Here is a 23,033-nt window from a genome sequence, read left to right on the forward strand (position 1 = left end):
AATTTCTTCAGGCTTTTTTGGACCATGCCTATTAATCTTCAGAAATGAGGATTTTTTCGATTTTGTCTCCTTGTCGGATTTGGTCGATTACATCGAGCCCTTCCACGACTTTTCCAAAACACGTATGGTTTCTGTCCAAGTGGGCTGTATTGTCCCTACTGTGACAAACGAAAAACTGGGAACCACCAGTGTTTCGACCTGCATGTGCCATGGACAGCACGCCTCGTTCATGGTGTTGGTTTTCACCATCTAGTTCACAATCAATGGTATATCCAGGTCCTCCGGCACCATTCCCGATGGGACAGCCCCCTTGGATAACGAAGTTTGGAATTACCCGATGAAAGGTAAGCCCATCATAGAAGCCTTTTTGTGATAGGTCAATAAAATTCTTAACCGTGTTGGGAGCGTCTTTTTCGTAAAACTCCACTTTCATGGTTCCTTTTTCAGTTACTATTTCTGCTGTTTTCATGTAATAATTATTTAAGGCAAATATAGTAAATCTTCCTGTGACGATTACAGATTAATATTGGTGTGTTTAGCTTAAATAGTATGTTTTTTACCAAAAAAATACCATTCAATTTATTTTGGTGTGTTTTTTGATTATATTATCTATAACCAAACTTATTTAATCATGAATAACAGAGAAAAGTTAGAGAAGATGGACCGGGCTTTGAGGTTATTGGATGACCTAAAGCATAGCCAGGTGGCTTTGATAGAAAAAGCTTCCCAACTTCAGCTTGATGCCATGGAGTTCAATTTTTCAAACATGGAAAAAAATATGGGAGATCTATATACCCGCTATAACGAATCGCTTGATATGCTTACTGAAGAGTTAGAGCGATTTGAGATCAGAAGAAATAAATTTGAGCAAGAGCACGGATTGGACAAACAAGAAGAATAAAAAAAGCCCTCCAAATTATTTGGAGGGCTTTTTTTATATGTTTGGTGCTCCATTCATTAGTTCAGTAGAAGCGAAATCCTCGTATTTTTTGAAGTTTTCTACAAAGGCCAGGGCAAGTTGGTGGGCCTTATGGTCATACTCCAAGGGATTGGCCCAAGTATCCCGTGGATTGAGCAATTCACTGGGAACATTAGGACAGGTTTGGGGAACGGCCACATTGAAAACCTCGTGGGTTTTAAAGGTAACATTGTCCAGCTTTCCTTCCAAGACCGCAGTGATCATGGCTCTGGTATAAGGAAGCTTCATTCTTGATCCTGTGCCATAAGAGCCTCCTGTCCATCCGGTATTAATCAGCCAAACGTTCACATTGTGGTCTTTCATTTTTTTGCCAAGCAAAGATGCGTACTTGGTGGGGTGAAGAGGCAAGAAAGCAGCCCCAAAACATGCGGAAAATGTTTTTTGAGGCTCGGATATCCCCATTTCGGTGCCAGCGACCTTTGCGGTGTATCCCGATATAAAATGATACATGGCCTGATTGGTGTCTAATTTGGAAATAGGAGGGATCACGCCAAAAGCATCTGCCGTAAGAAAGAAAATATTCTTCGGCAACGTACCCAGTGGAGGGATAATGGCCTTTTGGATATGGTACAGTGGATAGGCTGTTCTCGTATTTTGCGTGACGCTACAGTCCGTGTAATTGATGGTTCTGGAATGTTGCTCAAAGCGCGTGTTTTCTACCACTGCGCCAAATTTGATCGCATTCCAAATTTCAGGTTCTTTTTCTTTAGAAAGGTCGATTACTTTTGCATAACAACCGCCCTCAAAGTTAAAAACACCATTATTCGTCCAACCGTGTTCATCATCTCCTATTAAGTTTCTATTCGGATCAGCAGATAGGGTGGTTTTTCCTGTACCAGAAAGGCCAAAGAACAATGCTGTGTCTCCATTCTTACCGATATTGGCCGAGCAATGCATGGAGAGGACATTCTCCTTCAAAGGCAAGTGGTAATTTAACACCGAGAAGATTCCCTTTTTGATTTCGCCTGTATAGCCTGTTCCCCCTATCAAGATGATTTTTTTGGTGAGATTAATGATGGTGAAGTTTTTCCCCCTTGTCCCGTCCAAGGTTGGGTCAGCTTCGAATTCTGGCGCGCAGATGATCGTGAAATCCGTCTTTTGGTCTTCAATTTCATCTTTTTCAGGTCTTAAGAACATGTTATGACAAAAGAGATTGTGCCAAGCCAAGGTGTTGTAAACCCTGATGTTTAGTCGGTATCGACTGTCTGCACCTGCATAAACATCCCGTGCAAATAAAGTTCTGTGCCTGAGGTATGAGATCATTTTTCCCAAAAGCTGATCAAAGTGAGTTTCCTGAAATGGAATATTGATTTCTCCCCACCAGATGTTTCCTTTGGTGGCATTGTCTGCTACGATGTAACGGTCTTTAGGGGATCTACCGGTAAATTTACCAGTATAAGCCATTAGGGCACCGGTGTCAGCAAGCCAACCTTCTTGTCCAGAAAGGGCATGTTCGATGAGCTCAGCAGGTGTGAGGTTAAGTTTTACCTGACCATTATCCAGTTGTCCATGGAGTGCTAGCAGGTCAGTAACAGGGTGTGTTTTACTGATCATAAATCTCTAAAGTTATTTGGGTATTACTTAAAAGGAATTGGTACAAATATATAAGAATTGGAGATGATTACTTCCAAAAAAGGATAGAAATGTCGGTTTTCAAACGATTTCGTAGGGCTTTTTGCACATATAGGATGTACGGGAAATGATGGAAATCATGATGAAAATTTTATAGAAGCATAACTATATTCATGAAATATGTGGTAGAACAAAATGGAACGTTTTTCATTGTTTAGAAAAAAATCTCTTATCATTGTAAATTGTAAAGCATTACACAGGAATTATATACCCAAATGTTACAGAACGAAGAATCCAATAATCAACAACTTGACAGAGGTTTTGATGGTCCATCGATGTTTGGACATCCAAAAGGTTTAATGACACTTTTCTTTACAGAAATGTGGGAGCGTTTCAGCTACTATGGCATGAGGGCCCTGCTTATACTTTTTATGACTACTGCTGTAATTGACGGTGGATTGGGGTTTGATGACAAGACTTCCGGAGCTATTTATGGACTTTACACAATGGGTGTTTATCTATTGGCTTTACCCGGTGGATGGTTAGCGGATAGGCTGCTCGGATTGAAAAAATCCGTATGGTATGGTGGGATCATTATAGCTTTGGGACATTTTACTATGGGATTGCCGGGGATTATTTCACTCATGGATGGAGCTCATGAGACAAAATCAGCTTTGAACTCTCTTGATACCACCTCTTTTTTTCTTGGATTGATACTTATTGTGGTAGGAACTGGCCTGCTCAAACCAAATATCAGTTCTATTGTCGGGCAGCTGTACCACGAGGGAAGTTCCAAGAGAGATGCAGGCTTCTCCATTTTTTATATGGGAATCAATATCGGTGGATTTATAGCACCCATCATCTGCAGTACTTTTGCTGAGATTGATTGGCATTTGGGTTTCGGTGCAGCAGGCTTTGGTATGGTCTTGGGGCTGATACAGTACAAATTGACTTCAGGAACTCTAAAAGGCAAGGGAGAATTGGCAGATGCAGATTCTGCGGAGGAGATAGCACATAGGAGGAGATTAAGGTTGTTTACGTTCCTTACGGTGATAGTATTGGCCTTCACACTTTTTTTGATGTTTCAAGGAGTGATAGTCATTAATGCTGCTGCTATAGCTGAAGCATCATATAAAGTGATAGGAGTAGTGGCTGCCGCATTCTTTATTTATATACTGGTTTTTGGAGGGTTGAATAAGGATGAAAAGAAGAAGGTAGTGGTTATTGCGATATTACTTTGTTTTGGAGCCCTGTTTTGGTCAGGTTTTGAGCAGGCAGGATCTACCTTAAATCTCTTTGCTGAGCGGTTTACGGACCGGCATTTAATGGGATGGGAAATACCTGCAGGCTATTTCCAGTCTGCAAATTCCATGTTTATAGTGATTTTTGCACCGGTCTTTGCTGCTTTATGGGTTTGGTTGGCAAAGCGGCATTTGGAGCCGAGTTCACCGATCAAGTTTGCGTTTGGACTGTTGCTCTTGGGGGTTGGTTTTATGGTGATGTATTTTGCCGCTAAAGTGGCTGTATCTGGGGATTTGGCAGCCCCTGCTTGGCTAATGTTCACCTATCTTTTTCATACTTTTGGTGAGTTGAGCTTAAGTCCAGTAGGATTAAGTTTGACGACCAAGTTGGCGCCTAAGAAGTTTCAGGGCCAAATGATGGGAATGTGGTTCCTGTCCGTAGCGCTAGGAAATCTTGTGGCTGGGATTATCGCCGGTGAAGCCAGTGGAGAAACGAAAGAGGCTGTTGCAGAAATGCCCGATCAGTATATGATGATTGTCATGGTATCTGTAGGGGCAGGACTGCTTCTAATGCTTATTACCAAGCCCATCAGAAAATTAATGGGAAATGTAAGGTAAATAAAAAGGGAGCGATCATCGCTCCCTTTTTATTTACTATAATGGATATAGTTATTTTTCTTTTTTGTTTCCTTTAGATAGGCTGTTCCTAATGTCCATATTAGAAATACCAGCACCTAAACCAATTAGGATGCAAACAATAAGTATAAATAATTGGGCTCCTGAGCCTAGTGGGGAATTGAATATTTCCAGTAGCATGTTAATACTGTTTTAGTGATGGCCTAAATTTCCTGCAATTTAACAGGTCAGATTCATTGGACAAAATTAAATTATAAAAACTGAGCTGTCCTTATTCAGCACAGCACAGTTTAATACCAATTAGTCCAATTCTTCATCAAATTCATCATCGAAAAGGTCAAAATCATCCTCTTCAAAGTCGATGAGATTATCTTCGAGCCTTTCATCATCATCATCATCGAGGTCGTAAATGCCCTCATCGAGATCTCCTGTGTTGAATTCGTCTTCTTCCTGGAAGTCGTCAAATTCGTCGTAATACTGTTCTGTGCCTCTTGCCATAGTGTGATAAGTTTAAATAAAATTGATAGGCAGGATTTTATGCTATTTACAACAAAAAACAATTTATTTCAATAGGGGATTTTGAGTTTTTTTTAAGGGGACTGGCTTTATACCGAGAAATACTTACTTGATAAAAAAAAGGTTTGTTGTTTTTGTTTTTTATAATTCAGATAGCTTTGTGTTGCTTAATCGTTGAATTTTCTGTTTTTATATTAAATAATTGATATGAAGAAAAAAATAGCCCTGACTGTGATGTGAAATTGTTACGTAAATCATTTTCATACATTGATGAAACTGGTCCATATGTTTACATTTTTTTTTAGTACCTGTACATAAATACGTTTTGTTGAAATGTTTTTCAAACCATTAAAAATGTTTTTTAAATTAATTTTAATGTATTTTGTTTGTTTTCTTCTTGGGGTTAATATAAATTAGTGGTGTGAAATAGGGTACTGGGTATCAGTTAAATCACATGTAAAGGGAGTTTGTATTTGTATATGATTAAAGGTTGATAAATGGAAAACTGACTACTGTACTGATTTGCTAATGAAAATGTTGTAGTGATGCTTCACCGGTTCTTAAGCCTTTTAGGGGTGGTTTATAGATATTTAATTTATCAAATACGATGATTTTGAATTTTTATTAGAGATACTATGAATAATGTTAATAAACTTGTCGCGGGTTTTTTCTTTATCTGGGACACCGTCATATTAGGGATTACTTTCCTTGTTTCGCTTTATATCTTTAAGGATACGGGTGTGCAGGGGATAGATTGGGCACTGTTTGTGGGTTTGATCTCTCTATGGCTGGTAATAGTGAAATGGAGAAAACTCTACTTCTTTGATCTCAATGGAGATTTTTCCAATCGGATACTGAACTATTTAAAGTCCAGTGCCATATTAGTAGTCCTTCTAGGATTAGCATATTTGATTTTTACGTTTCCGCCTACCTTCAGAAAGGTGGTGCTATCATTTTCCATCGGTTTTCCATTAATCGGTATAGTGACCAATTTCGTCATCTTGAGTATTATTAACCGTTTGAAAAATAGTGGGGGAGTTAGCAAGAATGTGTTAGTCACGGGACAGGGGGAGATGGTCAGTAAAGTAAATTCTTACTTCAAAGAAAATCCAAAAAATGGTTATCAGGTCAAAGGCATGGTGAAATACCATAATGTGACAGAACCGCAACTGGCTGTGGAAGGTAGCGATGAATACGTGAGTGATCTTGAAAATATGGGTAGCTATTTAAAGGATAATCCAGTGGACGAAGTGATTGTGGCCTTACCGATCCAATACTCTGAAGAAATCAAGAAAATTCTTAACACTGCGGATTATTACGGTACCCGAGTGAGGTTTATACCGGATTATCAGAAATTGCTTGGCGAAGATTGCAAAGTGATCAGGCAAGGCAAGATGGATATGGTCAACGTGAGACAAATGCCGCTTGATGATAAAGTTTCTGCCTTTTTTAAGGAGTGTTTTGATTGGTGTTTCTCCAGTTTGATCCTCTTAATGTTGTCGCCGTTATTTTTCTTGATTGTAATATTGATCAAACTTGATAGCCCAGGGCCCGCTTTTTATTGTCCTGAAAGGATCGGTAAAGGTGGAAAACCATTCCGTGTATTTAAGTTTAGGACTATGAGAGAAAACGACAGTACGGGAAGGGCTTCGACAGTAGAAAACGATCCCCGGATCACTAAAGTCGGTAAGTTTTTAAGAAAGTACAGTATAGATGAGCTTCCGCAATTTGCGAATGTATTTATGGGGGATATGAGTGTGGTAGGCCCCAGGCCACACAGAACTTACCTTAATGAGGAATTTCAACGTAGCGTTGATAAAGCCATGGTCAGGCATTATTTTAAACCAGGGGTTACGGGATGGGCTCAGGTAAATGGTTGGAGAGGACCCACAGAGACCGCTGAGCAAAAGGAACAGCGCATAGCCCACGATCTTTGGTACTTAAAAAATTGGTCCATGAAACTAGATATTAAAATTATTTACTTAACGATTTTTGGACGTAAAACACACGGGACTGCTTTTTGATAATGAATACTTGGCATGGGGAATGATAAATTCTCCATGCTTATTCAAGTCTTTTTAAGAATTGTATAAATAATTCGTTTTTAGAATATTTTTATTATTTAATTTTTATTGCATGCCTGATTTATAATATTGTTCTATTTTTCTAATTGGACTTCATGCTCACTTGTACATGTTAACCAAATAATATTTCATTATAGTATGTGTAATTAGTAATCAATTTGTGGATTTTTTCTACAATTATTTTAAAATATTTTTTTGGTAATATTCACAGGAATTCAATTTTATGCATATAATTTTTAATTATTTAAATAATGTTAATTGTTTTTTGTCGAAGTGGTAAAAATCAAGTGTAAAAACATATAATAATACTAATTTATAATATAAAATATTATTGTATTTTTTTATTAAATGTAAACCTAACACTATATTTTATTTCAATCAAAAATTTATTTATCTTATTTACGTTTTTTGATCGTATATACACTCTATTGTGTCGTTTGTTTGTTTTTTGTAAATGCTTTACAATCAGTTGTTTTACGTGGTATGGATATTGGAAATTTAGGGCAAGTCAGGACTTATCACCCTAATGATTTTGCTGACTTGATTTGAAACGAGTTACTAACCAACAACCACACCAATGAAAACTAACATACGAGAAGGGCCTTTTGGCGCTTTATCTTGATCTGTAAAACACTTAAAAGTAATTATCACCTAACTTAATTATTAATGAAATCTATCACCAATTTAACTTGCAAGAGTTTTCTTGCGGGGATTACTACGGTCTTTTTTGCGAGTTCTTGCCAACTAGATGAATCGCAGCAACTGGAAGTACAAGAGAGTACTGAAGTAGCAGAATTAACTACGAAATTATCAGGTTTATTGTTTTCCGAGGACTTTGAGGGAGACGATCCTCTTCGAGGTGTCCATACCCAAGGAGCTGAAGATCATAGTCTCAGAGTCGTTTCTTGGAGGGCGTTTGAAGGAAAAAAGTCGGCGTTCTTTCAACTAAAGTCATCTGATAAAATGATTGCAAACGGCATGAGATCAGAAATTTTGGTTAGTTCTGAAGCTCCTGATCAAGATATGTGGTATAGTTTTGCTGTTATTTTCCCAGAAGACCTATATGAATACGACAAGTCTAATGAATCTATATCCCAATGGAGACAAAATTCAGGAGGGCCTTCGTTATCACTAAGAACTGCAAAGGATGAATTATATGTCCGAGTGATTTCAAAGGATAATGAAAAAGAGTGGGAAACGATTAATTTGGGTCCCATCATTAAAAATAAGTGGACAGAGTTTGCTTTTCGCATTCACCATTCTTCTGGAGACGAAGGATCTGTCGAGATTTGGAGGGATGGAAACAAGGTGCTGAATTATAAAGGTCCGAACATGTACAAAGGAATGGGGATGCCTCATTGGAAGGTAGGGATTTATAAATCAATATGGAACAAAAAGAAAACTGATACGGATGTAAGAGCGCTTTATATGGATAATATCCGATATGGTGATAACAATGTATCTCTAGCTGATCTTGTGACTGGTAGTGTTCTTAACTTAGCTGATGTAGTGATCATGAATCCTGAAGAACCAAAATTGCTTGTAGCTAATGCGGAGAACGAGACTTTGGGAGGTTCTATACATCCTGGTGAAATTATTTATTATTCACGACTTGGTACAAAAAAATTCAGTTTGTTTGCGGATGTAGATAAGAGGGTAGAAAGTGTACATTTTGACTTATATCAAGAAACCAATAATGGCTACAAATTGATCCATTCTTTACTGGATAGTAGTTTTCCATTCCTAATGTTTGGAGATAATGGTAATGGAAACTTTTATTTTGGCAATAGTTTCTTGGAAGAAGGAAGATATCGAGTTGAGGTTGCTTGCTATGGGGATGAAAAAGGTTTGATTCCCGTAGGAGAAAAATTTTCAACCACCTTCAAACTTTATTAAAAAAAATTAGGCTCAATCCTTTTAAGGGTTGAGCCTTTTATTTAACACAAGCCATGCTCTTTTTTATATTTTCAGAACTTCACACTAATCAGGGGGTTGATTATAAATTTTTTTATAGAAGTTTAATTTTTTGCTTTATGAGAAGAGGGTGGTTTTGGTTCTATAGCTTTTTTAAAATTTTGGCCGGTATTCCTCCGATGATGCAACTATCCGGTACATCTTGGGTTACCACACTGCCGGCAGCGATCGTGACGTTATTACCTATCTTGATCGGGCCTAAAATAGTGACACCTGTTCCTATGTAACAGTTATCCCCAATTATTACTTCAGGGTTTTCTATTCCAGGTTTCTTTTTGCCGATAAGGACTCGTGGAAGTACGGTGCAGTTTTTGCCAAGTGTAGCGAAAACAGCAATACGGACAAATCCAGAATGCACAAGGTGAAAACCTTCTCCCAACGTATTTGGATGAATGTAGAAACTGTATTTGAGCTTCATCCTTCTGTGGTTCCAATACCTCCAGGCTAGTGGGACATAATCCCATGGTTTCTTCTTTTTGTTCAGGTAATATTCCAAGTATCGCAAGTTTTTAAAAAAACGATACACTCTGAATCCTTCGGAGTAGGTGATCCGCATGATGAAAGGCCTTTTGATGTCGAGCTTGGCCTTCTCGATGGTTAAAAACCTGTTTAGGTCTTTTCTGGTTTTGATGACATCCATTGATTATAGAAATGCTTAAAACGGATGGGGGAAAATATGGTGGTATTTTACCTTATATAATAATTAAGGGAGACGTCTTGGGAAATCCCTATTAGCAGAAAGTGTATGTCTTGCCGTAGAATTACCCTATTGAGAACTTAGTGTCTTTCACTTGATACTTCCAGAGGAGCTTCAGTTCGATGTAATTTGTGGGTAGCAAGCTGTCTTACAGGCGCATATTCCATTACTTTCTCAATCATATATGCTGTGGTATCTATACAATTATTTAAGAGCTTTCTTCTTCTTTCTTTGAAGACTTGGTCATTATTTTCATCTGATAATATATCAATAGCCTTTTTAATCGCTTCTTCTTGATCTTTTGGGGTTTCTGTGAAATTAAATACTAATTGGTATTTTTTCTCCTGTTCATCTGTATAGCCCCGACCATCATTGTCTAAAAATATGGCAGGTGTTCCTAAAACAGCAGCCTCTGATGCCATGGTGGCACTTTCTCCAAATAGCAATGAACTGTAGTATAGGGCATGATGGATTTTATCGATAGGGATTTTGATGCGATATTTTTCTAAGTCTTCCGGAAGTTCCCTTTCTGATGTTATGAGTACCCTTGCGTATTTGGATATCTCCTTGATCGCTTTTCTTTTATTGTCCAGTGACATACCAGAATGACCAAAGTCATGTACTGAACCCCAAGCCACAAATCGTACGATAACGAAACGTTCATTGGGTTTCACTCCTATGATGTCCAATATTCCAGGATCAGGGGTGAAATAGTTAGGGTGCAAGTATGATAACTCCATATAGCCACTAAAATGATGATGTTTTTCACCTAAATCTGTTCTATAGCAGGCTGGAGTATGGATAGATGTTGCATATGGAACCGTTAACTTTGCATGAAGTGTTGCGTGTTCGGTATCGCTGAAAACAATAGATGGTTTGTCTAGCAGTTTAGCTATATGGGATGGATAGGGGTGCAAAAAATTAAGGAAAACATCTGGCTTAAATTTTTTAGCTATCGTGAATAATTTAAAATCCGCATAAATAAGGTATAAAAATTTCCCAATTGGTCCATTTTGCCCTTTACCACGGTTTATGAATGGGATATCATAAGCTTTCAATAGTTGGTGCTCAATTTCTTTGTTGCGGGAAACAAACAATATTTGGTGTCCCCTGTCTGTCATTATCTTAAAAAAATTTTTAAAATAATGAACGTGGGCCGGATGGTTTATGTCTATTAAAATTTTCATTTTGAGGAATAGTATTTATCAGTGGGCTTATTTAATTGATAATTTGATACGGGTAAATTTATGATGTCGAAGTTAAATTTACTAGTTGGTTTACCCGTTTTAAGTGGTGCTGAATATGGTGGTCCGAAAAATTGTAATTGGTAAATTTAATTGCCAATTATTATCGCAAAACTGACAAATAAATGTTTTTTAGTTTAGTAGCTACCTTTGGTAGCGACAGGCCTAATTCAAATAATCGTGTACGACCTGCACATTCTTCTAAAGATACTACTTTTATTATTTTTTCAAAAAGGTCTTCCGGGGTAAAATCACATATAAAATAACCTTTAGTGTTATTGACTAGGTATCGAACATCCCCTACATCTGTAAATACCCCTTTACAATTGCAGGCCATGGCTTCTTTCACGACATTGGGAGAGCCTTCTTGAAACGAGCACATGATCAATGCATCTACAGAATTGAGGTATTTTGAGATAAGATTATGGCTTATTGGGTAGGGGGCTATTACCTCTATATTCTTTTCCGCCAGCTGCTCTTTAATGGTTTGTAATTGTTTGTAGTTTTTTCTAAGGTCTTTTGGGTTGCCCAGAAATAGAACATATTTTTTTTCAGGAGAGAGGTTTAGTTCCTTCTTGAAGTCATTTTCATAGGGGAGTAAATCTTCCATATTTACTCCGTTTGGCAGGAGATGGCTCTTCCCCTTCTGCCATACTACCTGTTCAATATTTGGCGATTTTGATATGATTTTTTTTACAAATGGCTGTATCAGAAGGCTCAATATGGTGAGGTAATTGAGGCTGGGTTTGTTTTGGGATAATTTATTAACCCTTCCATAGGCATCAGTGCCCATCAGTGACAAGACTATGGGAAGATTTGGTTTTGCTAATACCGCCACCCATGCTGAAAGGGTAAAATGTGCATGAATAAGATCGTAGCTATTTCTTTTTAAATGTTCTTTCAAACGTTTAACATTGGAAAAATAGCCTTTAAGACCTTTTCCAACAACCCTAAAATAGTCCACTTCAATATTTTCATTAATCAATGAATCGCCTTGCACTTTTATAAAGGGGGCCACATCGAAGTTTTTCAGGTTACCAGAAGAAACAAATAAGACTTTCATATCACTTTTAGGGACTGTTTTTGTTTCAATCTCTGTTTTATTGTTATTGGAAGTGGCAAAAGTGGTTGAACTTAAATTAGTTGCCATGCTGCTGTTTTTTCTTGTTTAAATTATAATAAAAATAATTATGAAATATGTGAATTTGATAATAATAACATTGTAATTTTGATTAAAAATCTGGTTTTAATATTGTTTTCTTATCTTTGATGGCGCCCATTATAGGACATTGACCAGATTTTTTTTGTGATGGTTTAAAATGTTATGATTTTTCAATTTTAAGAGTGTCCAGATAGATTTCCTTTAATTTTTGGGCTATATTCCTAGTGTCCAATTTCTTTTCTAAAAGCCTTTCTCTTCCTTTACAAACTTTCATTGTATCTACATCCAGGATTTTGTCCAACAAATCCTCTTTATTAAATGCTGTAATAGCATATCCAGGGGTATTGCCCACTACCTCCCTTATGTCGCCTACATCCGTAAAGACTCCTTTACAATTGGAAGCCATAGCTTCTTTGACAACATTTGGTGACCCTTCCTGCAATGAACATACAACTACCATATCGACTGTACTCAGGTATTTAATAATAGTAGCATGACTGACGGGATAGGGGGCGATGAGGTGGAAATTATGCTTTGAAAGGTCCTTTTCAATTTCTTTGAGAAACTGAAAGTTCTTATTCTTGTCATCTTTTTTGCCTAAAAAAAGGATATACTTTTTATTAGGATCCAAATTCAATTCCTCACTATAATCGGTTCTTTTTCCATCAAACTTGGATAAATCAACCCCGTTTGGCAAAATATAGGATTTGCTTTTGACCCAAACATGTTTGTCGATATTAGAGGACTTAGATATTATTTTTTTTACGAAGGGTTGAATAAGATATGTAAGTATCGTAAGGTGATTAAATACCTTGGCGATTTTCCATTGGCTTTTTACCCTACCCAAAGCATCTGTTCCCATAAGGGATAGGATGAGGGGTTGCTTTGGGAAAGAAAGGGCAGCGACCCAACCGGACAATGTAAAGTGGGCATGGATGAGGTCGAAGTCGTTTTCCTTTATGAAATTTCTGAGATTCTCGATGTTCTTGATGTAGCCTTTGGATCCCTTGCCTTTGATCTTGAAATAGGTCACATTGATACCCACTTGTGCAAGGGATTCACCTTGGACCTTTATAAATGGGGCGAGATCGAAATTCTTCAGGTTTCCTGAAGAAACAAAGAGTACATTGATGGTTTTTTCAGGAGGATAGGCTGTTATATTTTTATTTTTACTGAATTCAATTGCATAGTTGCCATCATCCGTGTCTTCCATCAACGTTTCATCTATGTAATTACTTTTTTTCATATTTTGTTAATTGGGTACTTATGTAGGGATAGTAGTAGCTTGTTGTCTTTTTAGCTTTTGAAGGTCGATTTGGAATACCAGACCCCCATTATGCGACATAAATTTTCTTCTTTAGATGCACCTTCAAGAAATCCCAACCTAGGAAGGGCAAAGGGATTTTTTAAATTACCTTTTTTCAGCGGTACTGCTTTTGTCGAAAAGGCCAATTTAAATCCCTTTTCTTTTAGCGTTTTACTTTCCCTTTCACCAAAATCTCCATTTGGATAGGCAAAGGTGTCTACTTCCATACCAGACCAGAGGGATACTTTTTCTTTACTGATTTTGATTTCATTAGTAACTTCCTCGTCCGTACAGTTTGGCAATATCGGATGGGAGTGGGTATGCGCCCCAAAGGTTACATAAGTGTTACCACCAATGGATTTAATCTCATCGATCGTCATGGCTTCCCTATCACCCAAGTCCGTTTGTTGCTTTAGTTTCTGTAAAATGCTGGCCCTTTGAGTGTTGGGTAACTTTTTCATTTCCTCAGAATTCGGAAAGCCTAGCCGTTGCTTATTGGCCTTCTTTGCTGTTGAAAACCAATAATACCCCTCTTCAATGGCTTCGGTTGCGAGAAATATGGTGATGGGAACCTGATGGTACTTAGCGACTTTAGTCATATTTTCCACATTGGAAGCCCATCCATCATCAACGGTGATCAACACCGCACCTTTGGGAAATGGAGCTTTATCATAGATGATGGCTTTTAGCATATCCATGCTGATAAATTGGAATCCATTATGCTTTAGCCATACGATAATTTCTTCAAATTCCTCTTTAGTAGGTTTGTGAAAATAGATGGATAAAATATGATCTCCATTGAGTGCCTTGTTTTTAGCTAACTTTAGTAAGCCAAGATTAATGACCGCTTTTGCTATTTTTTGAGCGTATATATTCCGGCGTTTCTTATTCATGATATAATGGTCTGGCCTTAGTGGATATAGAGGTTTCTTACCGATAGATGATAGGCTCTACTCCAATAAGGTGGTATTAAAAAGTGGCATATTCAAGGTCGAAATCAAGTGTTCAGGTAACCCATGGTCTTTGATAATTTTGCATACCGTGGATGTGGGCTTATCAAGGCTTGGAGCTAGATACGAAAATTCGAGCTGTTCGCGAGTCCTCTTATTTCCATCAGGATCCTTTGTCCCAATAGGTATAAACCAAAGGGTGGCGATAAGCTGATCGCTCCCTTTAATGGCATAGAAGGTCTGGCCATTTTCTATTCTGTACATAGCGTCAGATAAAAACTCGGTCTTTTTAATGTCTAATGGAAAATCGAGAAGGTCTGCAATTTCATTTTTTTTATAAGAAATGGCCTTAATTACATTTTTCAGTTCTTTTTTGCCAGCAGTTACATTAAGTTGATGGCCTTTTATATTGAAATAGATTTCTATTTGTCCCTCTTGGTGATTGACTGATCCATTACCCTTAGATGGTGTATTGAATAGATCGGAGAGTATAGAGGCCTTTTTTGATTTTTTGCCTATTAGCGTTTTGGCTTTGCTTTTTATTACATCCTTTACCTGCTTTTTCTTGGTGGCAAATACCGAATCCATTTGAATTTCGTAGCAAGTGTGGTAGGTGGTGGCCAGCTTTGCCTTATAACCATCCACTCCTCCCGGCGTCAAGTCAAAATATCGAAAATGATCCTTTTTAAGATGGATGCCAAGCATTAAAAAATGAAGAATGCCCGGACTGTGTTTTGCATAAAATGGGGAATGGGTATTGAGCCCTTGTAGATGGACGGTTTCTCCTGTGATAAAGCCTACGTTGGAAGCGATAATTTCCTCATTGAGCCTTAAGATACTAGCATGTAACAGGTTTTTTTCAAAGGTCTTTGAGAGGAAATCAACCCTTCTGGAATCTTCTAGAAAGGCCAGTTTTCCATAGATGGCTCCTTTTCTAAACTCGTTCTGTTCGACGAGATTGGGAAGTATAGTATTGAAATCATCCACTGAAGTAACCCGATCGAAGGACAATTCTCCCTGTCGTTTCAGCCGGTTTATTTTTTCTTTTTTATTCTTCTTTTTAAGCTCTCTTTCCAAGTGTTCTTCATCGCACTCCATGACGGGCTGTGGATATTCTTTTAGGAAGATGGAGTTTTTGAGTGGACCATTGTTACTGACCCAGTCCAGAGGGGTTTTAGAAGGGATGTATTTGAGGTGTAGCGTATATTCCTTGCGGATCAATTCCAGCCCTTTTGTGATAAATGAAGTATTGTTTTTTGGGTTTGATAACCAAACTTGGTATTCTGCTAAATTATTGCCTGGATAGGAGAGTTGCCGATCACTTTCTACCAAGGGAAATAGGCCAGTCATAACTTCCCCATTCCAATCAGTTATCATTATTGGTGTCTGATCGCTGAACAGTTCATACCAAGTCAATACGAACTCCTTCTGTTGAAAGACCGTTGCCCATGGACATTCCCTAACCAACTGGTCCCAACATCCTATGAAGCTGGTGTCCTGTATTAATGCTAGGACTTCCTTGCCTTTAAGAATTTTCATGATCTGAGGATGGTTTATTTGATGGAGAGGATTTGGATTCACGTTCGATTACGTAGCTTTCAAGTGCTGGTTTATGCTTCCTATAAGCGGTGTGAAAATAACTATCCGTAATAAGCAGAGAGGTTTTATGCTCGTCGGTTTGTTGATCACTTGGTGCTATCCAGATACTGGCCAAAAGACGGGAGTCATCAGAAACAGAGTAAAACTCAGCACCTTTGCTCACAAGGATAAAGGCCTTTTCTAAAAATTCCCATCTCGATTGAGCAGCGCTTTTATCATTGTACTTAAGTAAATCGCTGATGCAGTTTTTGTTAACGGACAGATTGAATTGTTCAGAGGGGAATGAGGTGGTTGGATTTGATTTGTCCGATGAGAAGATCGATTTGGTGATTCCTTTCGTTTTTTCCTTGATCAGGTATATTTTTTTCTTTACGTTTAATTCAAACGTCATCGGCCGTATATCAAACTTGACCAAGGTATGGTGTAGGTTCTTTCTCAGGAATTTTTTAATACCATATTTGATGTTTTTACTTAAGTGCAGTTCTATTACTTCATCTCCACTGGTGGACAATCGTTCTTTGTATCCATCGTATCCAGGAGTAAGGTCAAATTTCTGGTAACCTTCGTCTTGGAGCATTTTTCCAAGCATGTATAAATGGACCAATCCAGGGGAATGCTTTGAATGAAATGGAGAATAGCTGATCAATCCAGCCAAATGCATCCATCCTTTCCCCTTCATCCCGATGATGGATGAAATGGTTTCCCCGTCAAGTTTTAAGGCTGTCACATGAAGAAGATCCTTTTGGAACAAATCGATTAAAAACTTGTTTCGGTTCGGGTTGGATTTTGAAGGAAGTTTATTGAACATAGCGGCCTGTCTGAAATCCAAGTACACAAGAATTTCATTCAATACTTGTACAAACTCATTTGGATCAGTGACTTTAATGAATTCTACTTTTCCGGCGCGATGGATACGGTTGTATTTAGCCTTGAGGTGTCTTTTTCGAAATAGCTTTTGTTCTTCGACCAGTGAAAAGTCCATCAAAGGTCGATGGTGGCTATGTAAAACCGTATGTTTCTCTGTGATCGAGGTTACTGATTTTAATGGCCCAACAATAGAAGCGTCAGGTATAAACCTGAGGCTCAGCTTGCATTGGGGGAATTCATTAAAAAGTGCTTCAAAACCATTTTTGACAAATGTCTCGTTATAGCCATCTTTTACTAGCCAGGTTTGGTATTCTGCGTCAAATTTTCCAGCTCCAGTAATTTTTAAAGGGCTGTTTTTCTTTAGTTCCCCGTCCGCTTTACCTGTCGTCAGGGCTAATAGCCCGATCAATTCCTTTCCTTCAAATACGGTAAGCAGAATAGGAGTGATATTTTCTTGGTTAGCAATATACCAAGCCTCTACAAACTTCCTTTTCTGAAAGACCGTGGCCCACCTTGTAGTTTCGTAAAGCTCGTCCCATCCTTGTTGGAAATCGGTATCCTTAAGGATGTCAAAAACGCAATTCCCAATGAATGTTTTCGAAATTGTTGATGTTGTCATCTTGTTAAAAATGTATCCTAGCATAAATAGTTTGGTTGGGCCAATGGCAAGTGGATTGATGGCTGGTTCTCAGTTTCTTTGGCATTTAGGGAATTAGTCTGAATATGTTTAAAAGCATTTTCCCGTAATTTTTGCCGTTTTTAATCAGTTCTTGACCAGTGGCCTGGTGGAGATTAGTTTCTTTTCTAACAAATAATGGTAGTACAAAAAGGTATTTTGGGCTTATGGATTATTCTTTTGCCTACTATAATGGGTTTATTGCTAATTGTGTGGCTGATGTAAAAGCTGTTATGACCCAAACTTTAACAGATTGTATTTCATACATAAAAGCATTCTAATTTAAGAGAATTTTTTAGTGATCTTTTCTAGTTTAGGAACAATAGTAGAACCGATCATGTCCTTGTCAGTTTCGCTTAATAAAACAAACCAAGTGGAAATTGCGACCAGTACAAAAACTAAAGCACCTGAGATAGTCATCATAAACCAATTGGAGATGGGTACAAAGCTATTGGTAATAAAAGAAATAAGGTAGGTAAACAAAAACAGGATCAGTCCTTCCATAAGAGGCTTATAAAATGTTGTTTTACTGATGTTTAAAATATGACTGGCATAGATAGGTGTAAATATGCCGTTTTTGGCGGTTACAGCAATAGCTCCCGCCAAGGCAACACCCCAAAAGCCAAAACCGAAAACTTTAACAAATACAATCGCCAAAAGTAAATTTAATATACCGAAGCCCCCAGTGAAAAGGCCAGGTATTTTCACTTTATTTAGCGATGTATTGATCTGGAATAGTGGAAGAACTCCCAAATTGATTACCAAATGACAAAGCATTATGATCATTAGTCCAGCGTAAATAGCATATTCAGGACCAAGCCAAAGCGATAGCAATTGGTCGGAAAAACCGCAGATAATACCGGTCATCAATCCCACGCCTATTGCTAGAAACTTGACTCCCATTTTGGCAATTCGGATAACGTCGTCAATTTTGTTCTTGGCAAAGGAGATAAGAAGCATAGGGCCAATCAAGTTGCTTAATACACCAGCCATGGTCCTGATAAGTACATTCCACTGCAGGACAGCGGAATATTTACCAGTAGCTTCCGCCCCAAAGAACTTATTTACGACAAAAATATCAACCTTTAAAAACAATAAAAAGCCAATTTGATTGACGATTAGCCATCCCCCCATACTTACCAGTTTTTTTAGAATAGGAAACCGGAAGTCTTTAATCGATATTCTTAATTGAGGTGTTAACTTAGCCCAATTGGATACGGCGTATATGAAAGCAGTAAGTGCACCTATTAAGTTTGCCAGCCCCACAAATTTCAAGGATGGCTCGAATACCGTAAAACAAATGATGATGGTTACAACACGTAATACGATTCTACTTAGATCCACAACCTTCCTAAGATCCAGTCTGTTGTAAGCATACATGGAAGTACTGAAGATACTGCTGAGTAGCGATATCAGGTACCCAAGAAAGGTAAATGCAAATAAATAGTAAGTGTCATAAACAAGCTCCTCTGGTACTTCAAAAATAGAAGTTACGTCAGCTGTCACATAAGACAAAAGCGGAACTTGTACCAATATAATAGCCAACATTGCAAACAACGCGGTGTTGAACGTTTTGTTGGCACTCAGCCAATTTTCCTTTTGTATATCAATGGTTATAAATCTAGTGATGGCTCCATTTATCGAAACGGTAATAACACTGATGTATTCCGTGAAAACCATGGCCAATGGCACTAAACCATATGCAGCCGGTCCCATATATTTAATTAAGTATGGAACCAGCCATAACCCTATGATGATGTTAACAACGAAGGATAAGATGTTCATTGTTAAGTTCTTAGGGAATTGGTTTTTAAAAGATTTAGTTTGCATAGATGTCGTGTTTCAAGATTTCACAAAAACTATATGTGCTTTAGGTTATGCTGGGAGTTTTTGGAATTCAAGAATCTCTTTAACAATAAAATTGATTTGGTCTTCAACTAAGGCTGTACATTCTTCCATTTTACTGTCAATCTTAGTGGTCAATTGATCGTAATTTTCTTCGACATAGGTTATTTTTTTGTCAACTTCTTCCAGTAGTGGAGATTGATCACCCCATGTTTGATTTCTGGATTCGACGATAAGGTCAGGTAGTGCTAAGCCTCTGCCAATAACGCCCGCATACTTTTCACTATATGCCAAAGAAATTGCTGGTTTTCTCATAAAGAATGTGGAAACGGCAGCATGCATACGACCGGTAATGACCATGAAGCTTCCGCCAAGGACCTGCCTCGCTTCTGCTGGCTGAATGGCATCTGTGATGAAGATGAGGTTTTCCTTCTCTTTTTGGTCCATGCTTTTCTCGATTTCCTTGATCACAAAGCGGTCATCTGATTTAGCAGGTGCCAGTACATGTCCCAGGATTACAAACTTGAAGTCGGGGAATCGTTTTGTAAGATTTAGAATTAGTTTCTTCCAGGTTTTTATATAGCCCTCTTTGTCCTCCGTATATTTATGCCAAAGTCCTGAAGGAACCATGGTGATATACTTGTCAGGATGTAGGTCAGGATAATTTTCAAGTATTTTTCCAAATTCCTTTTGATTTGGCAAAGTCATCATGGCTAGATCCCTGCTTTTCACGAGTTTCTTTATGCCCAGACTTTTGGAAAATTCATAGCTGTTATCGTCTCGGGTGATTATGCTGATATCTTTATAGAAGTTCTTCACCATGGTTCTTGTGGAGCCAAAAAACGGTCCGAATGATTGTCCAGCTAGGATTACCTTACATTTTTTGTTAATAGACTTGTAAACTGATCCCTTTAGCAAAGCTCCTTTCTTGTAAGTTTCAGAAAGGTCATCCCCTCCCAACACGATGAGGATATCGAAATTGTCTGTGATTTTTTTTATGGACTCATCGCTGCCGAAAATATAGCGTTTTACTTTGGTGATGGGGGTTAATTTGGTGTTGAACAATGCGTCGAATTTTTTCAGGTCATGAACACCGGTACCTGCCTTAAGCCTGTCCAAATTGTAGTCATCACATTCACAATAAATTTCAGTATCTGGAAGTAATGGTTTCATCCGGCTAATAAGATTTAAAGCCATCATTGCACTTCCGTAATTGAGTGTTTGGGAGATGTGGGTAATAAGAATTCTTGTCTTCATAATGTATAAATAATAAGGTGGATCTAGATGTAAAAGGTTATTGGGTGGTTAAGACGACATTAATAAAAGGGTCTAATATAAGCTTTAGGCGTTGATAGGCCTTAGTGGATATTTTGTGGGACGATTGACTAAAGATTTTTTAACAGGTATTGGTCTATTTAGCTTCTTGGGTTTGCTTGCTTTTACGGCTGATAGTAAAAAGATGAGAAGTGGAGCAAAAGTAAACGTCCCTATAAATCTTCCCGGTACCAATACGATCAATAGCATAACCAATAATGGGTAAAATACTTGTTGGTTTTCTTTATTCATCTTATTGTTTCCGATGATGAAATAATGGATGAAGAAAATCAGGAACAAAACCATCCCGACTAATCCAGTACTATAAAATAGCATGTTGATGTCGCTATGAATACTTCTTCCATACCCAAAGTGTTTTATTCCAAAATCAATAGTGTCAAATAGCTGGATTCCAAAGAATAATTCTGATGGGTCTTCACTGGTTTTGAAGTGTTTGAAAAGGTAAATGGTTTCCATAAATCTGGGTTCGGTTTCAGAATAGTTCTCTACTTCAGTGATCCTCTCTCTTTCCGCAAGCTGAGCATTTAAGGGCGCTTCGTATAGAGGATATGCAAGTACCATTATTCCAGCTAAGACTGTAAATACAATAATGATCTTAAAGAAAATTTTTCTGTTCAAGAGCACATAGGTCAAAATTCCAAGGGCAAGCATTCCTATCGAGGTACGTCTGGTTATCACTACAAGGAGTATTACACTTAAAGTAATGAAAAAGATATCGACAGATTTAATGAATAGATTGCTCCTTTTGTTTTCAAGTACATAGTGTATAGACATAAAGACTACTATGGGGGCTATGTACATTCTAGATGTGTCAAGAAATCCTGTCGAAAAGCCTCCTCCATAGGCAGCCTCACCGATATGAAGTACATTGGCCATGATGAGGTAAAGAGGGATAGCAATAAGCATAAACCTGTTGTAAGGCTCAAATTCCTTGATAAAGTCCCTTTTTGATCCAAAGAAATTTCCAACCAATACCATACTCAAAGAAATGATGAGAGCAAAGGCAGTTTTGGCTGATAACATAAAGTTTCCTGGATTGAAAAATAAAAGCGCAGTAACATATACTGTTATCAGCATGAAGATCCAATCCCCCTTTCTAAAAGCTTTGTTAGCTATGATATATGCTATTACCATGACTAATGGCAACACGTAACGAATGGCGGCAAAGACCTTTAAGTCCTTATAAAAGCCATCAAACATATCAAATACCAAGTAGAACACCATTAGCGCATAGATGAAATTCTTCTGGTCAAAAATGAAATACCCAATTAGGATTAGTGATAAAAGTATAAGAATCATGATGATGATTTTTTTGACTTAGCCAATGTTTGTTTATACTCTATAATTAGTTTCTTTACAAAACTGGGAGTTCTGTTCAGCAAATAGAGCTTCTTCCATTTGTGCTCGACATCCGGATAGTCCATTATGTATTTAAAATCCTTTTCTATTTTTCTGCTCTCTGATAAAAAGCCACCCCAAGCATAGCGTGTGCCTTTTAGAATTGCTTTCATGGCTATGTATTTGTTTGCGTCATTATTGTCTTTTTGATAGAGATCCTGCCATGCTTCTTCACAGTGGTCTTTTTTATTGCTTCTGTGGATAATAGACTCGTCCTGTTTGATATAAATGGTGAGTGCAGCTGGGTGGAAGGCTACTGGATATTGAATGGCTATCTTTGCCCAGGTATATACATCTTCCCCTGAAATCATTCCCACTGGAAATCCTCCTACTTTATCAAAGACATCTTTCGGGACAATTGTTGCACTGGTCCACGCAATGACATATTTAAGCGATGTCGCGAAATAATTCTCTATGATACCTTTATTGATATCATGGTTCATGTCATAAGTTTTTCCCTTATATATAGTGGAGTGGGCACAATTGTACATTCCAGCTTCAGGATACTCCTGTATGAGTTTTGCCATTTCTTCAAGATAATTTGGCTTCCATAAGTCATCGGCATCCATAAAGGCGATATATCGATTATTGGATTTTTTGATTCCATAATTTCTGGCATCCGAAACTCCGCCGTTTTTTTTATGGTACAGCTTTATCCTGTCGTCTACAATTTCCGCTACTTTTTCAACACTTTTATCGGTAGAACCATCGTTTACAATTACTATTTCAAAATCCGTAAAGGTCTGTTCCCGTACTGACGCTAAGGTTCGGGTGATGTTTTCTTCTTTGTTATATAAAGGAATGACTACACTGAACATGGGGTGTGTGAATTAAATAGGATTATTTATGAAAGTAATAGTGTTGGTGCTTAGGTAGAGCTTCGCCCCGTCAGTCCCATCTCGTAGAACCTAGCAGGGAAAAGCTTTAATGGTGTTGATGGAACTGCCCGTTG

Annotated in this window: 18 protein-coding genes; 4 read left to right on the forward strand and 14 right to left on the reverse strand. The window is 37.9% G+C overall.

Annotation, left to right across the window (positions count from 1 at the left end; all coding sequences use genetic code 11):
• Positions 1–31: 31 nt before the first annotated feature.
• The gene (locus FDP09_RS13925) at positions 32–469 is read right to left on the reverse strand and encodes a peptidylprolyl isomerase (protein WP_137403246.1); all 438 of its coding nucleotides are present in this window, start codon (positions 467–469) and stop codon (positions 32–34) included.
• A 162-nt stretch (positions 470–631) separates the two neighbouring features.
• Between FDP09_RS13925 and FDP09_RS13930 the strand changes: the two genes are divergently transcribed.
• Positions 632–901, forward strand: a complete 270-nt coding sequence (locus tag FDP09_RS13930) for a hypothetical protein (RefSeq protein WP_137403247.1) — start codon at positions 632–634, stop codon at positions 899–901.
• Between the two features lie 33 nt (positions 902–934).
• Here the strand turns inward: FDP09_RS13930 and pckA are convergent, their stop codons facing one another.
• The gene (gene pckA / locus FDP09_RS13935; protein ID WP_137403248.1) at positions 935–2,533 is read right to left on the reverse strand and encodes a phosphoenolpyruvate carboxykinase (ATP); all 1,599 of its coding nucleotides are present in this window, start codon (positions 2,531–2,533) and stop codon (positions 935–937) included.
• Between the two features lie 293 nt (positions 2,534–2,826).
• Between pckA and FDP09_RS13940 the strand changes: the two genes are divergently transcribed.
• Positions 2,827–4,410: a peptide MFS transporter gene (locus FDP09_RS13940; protein ID WP_137403249.1), complete on the forward strand. Its 1,584-nt coding sequence runs from the start codon at positions 2,827–2,829 to the stop codon at positions 4,408–4,410.
• Positions 4,411–4,728: 318 nt separating this feature from the next.
• Here FDP09_RS13940 and FDP09_RS13945 read toward each other — a convergent pair whose 3' ends face one another.
• Entirely contained in the window at positions 4,729–4,926 is a 198-nt protein-coding gene (locus tag FDP09_RS13945) for a hypothetical protein (RefSeq protein ID WP_137403250.1), read from the reverse strand.
• Between the two features lie 653 nt (positions 4,927–5,579).
• Between FDP09_RS13945 and FDP09_RS13950 the strand changes: the two genes are divergently transcribed.
• Together FDP09_RS13950 and FDP09_RS13955 are read left to right on the forward strand one after the other, a co-directional pair.
• Entirely contained in the window at positions 5,580–6,968 is a 1,389-nt protein-coding gene (locus tag FDP09_RS13950) for an exopolysaccharide biosynthesis polyprenyl glycosylphosphotransferase (protein WP_137403251.1), read from the forward strand.
• A gap of 726 nt (positions 6,969–7,694) precedes the next feature.
• Positions 7,695–8,924: a polysaccharide lyase gene (locus FDP09_RS13955; RefSeq protein ID WP_137403252.1), complete on the forward strand. Its 1,230-nt coding sequence runs from the start codon at positions 7,695–7,697 to the stop codon at positions 8,922–8,924.
• A 160-nt stretch (positions 8,925–9,084) separates the two neighbouring features.
• On the opposite strand, the gene FDP09_RS24025 is transcribed toward FDP09_RS13955, so the two are convergent.
• From FDP09_RS24025 to FDP09_RS14010, 11 genes are all read right to left on the reverse strand, one after another.
• The gene (locus FDP09_RS24025) at positions 9,085–9,642 is read right to left on the reverse strand and encodes a serine O-acetyltransferase (protein WP_137403253.1); all 558 of its coding nucleotides are present in this window, start codon (positions 9,640–9,642) and stop codon (positions 9,085–9,087) included.
• Positions 9,643–9,779: 137 nt separating this feature from the next.
• Positions 9,780–10,886, reverse strand: a complete 1,107-nt coding sequence (locus tag FDP09_RS13965; protein ID WP_137403254.1) for a DUF354 domain-containing protein — start codon at positions 10,884–10,886, stop codon at positions 9,780–9,782.
• 160 nt (positions 10,887–11,046) lie between these two features.
• The gene (locus FDP09_RS13970; protein ID WP_137403255.1) at positions 11,047–12,093 is read right to left on the reverse strand and encodes a glycosyltransferase family 4 protein; all 1,047 of its coding nucleotides are present in this window, start codon (positions 12,091–12,093) and stop codon (positions 11,047–11,049) included.
• Between the two features lie 172 nt (positions 12,094–12,265).
• Positions 12,266–13,351 (reverse strand): glycosyltransferase family 4 protein, encoded by a 1,086-nt coding sequence (locus FDP09_RS13975; RefSeq protein ID WP_229683501.1) that lies wholly within the window; start codon positions 13,349–13,351, stop codon positions 12,266–12,268.
• A 50-nt stretch (positions 13,352–13,401) separates the two neighbouring features.
• Positions 13,402–14,304, reverse strand: coding sequence for a polysaccharide deacetylase family protein (locus FDP09_RS13980; protein ID WP_137403256.1), 903 nt, complete (start codon positions 14,302–14,304; stop codon positions 13,402–13,404).
• Positions 14,305–14,361: 57 nt separating this feature from the next.
• A complete protein-coding gene (locus FDP09_RS13985; RefSeq protein ID WP_137403257.1) occupies positions 14,362–15,900 on the reverse strand; it encodes a GNAT family N-acetyltransferase in 1,539 nt (512 codons plus the stop codon).
• Complete coding sequence (locus FDP09_RS13990; RefSeq protein WP_229683502.1) at positions 15,887–17,446, reverse strand: GNAT family N-acetyltransferase; 1,560 nt, start codon at positions 17,444–17,446, stop codon at positions 15,887–15,889. The genes FDP09_RS13985 and FDP09_RS13990 overlap by 14 nt, the downstream gene beginning before the upstream one ends.
• A gap of 339 nt (positions 17,447–17,785) precedes the next feature.
• Complete coding sequence (locus tag FDP09_RS13995; protein WP_137403259.1) at positions 17,786–19,333, reverse strand: oligosaccharide flippase family protein; 1,548 nt, start codon at positions 19,331–19,333, stop codon at positions 17,786–17,788.
• Between the two features lie 45 nt (positions 19,334–19,378).
• On the reverse strand, positions 19,379–20,605 hold the full coding sequence (locus FDP09_RS14000) for a polysaccharide pyruvyl transferase family protein (RefSeq protein ID WP_137403260.1): 1,227 nt from the start codon (positions 20,603–20,605) through the stop codon (positions 19,379–19,381).
• 84 nt (positions 20,606–20,689) lie between these two features.
• On the reverse strand, positions 20,690–21,982 hold the full coding sequence (locus tag FDP09_RS14005; protein WP_137403261.1) for a hypothetical protein: 1,293 nt from the start codon (positions 21,980–21,982) through the stop codon (positions 20,690–20,692).
• Entirely contained in the window at positions 21,979–22,899 is a 921-nt protein-coding gene (locus FDP09_RS14010; protein WP_137403262.1) for a glycosyltransferase family 2 protein, read from the reverse strand. The genes FDP09_RS14005 and FDP09_RS14010 overlap by 4 nt, the downstream gene beginning before the upstream one ends.
• Positions 22,900–23,033: the final 134 nt, after the last annotated feature.

The sequence above is a fragment of the Echinicola rosea genome (assembly GCF_005281475.1).
In the GTDB taxonomy this organism is placed as follows: Bacteria; Bacteroidota; Bacteroidia; order Cytophagales; family Cyclobacteriaceae; genus Echinicola; species Echinicola rosea.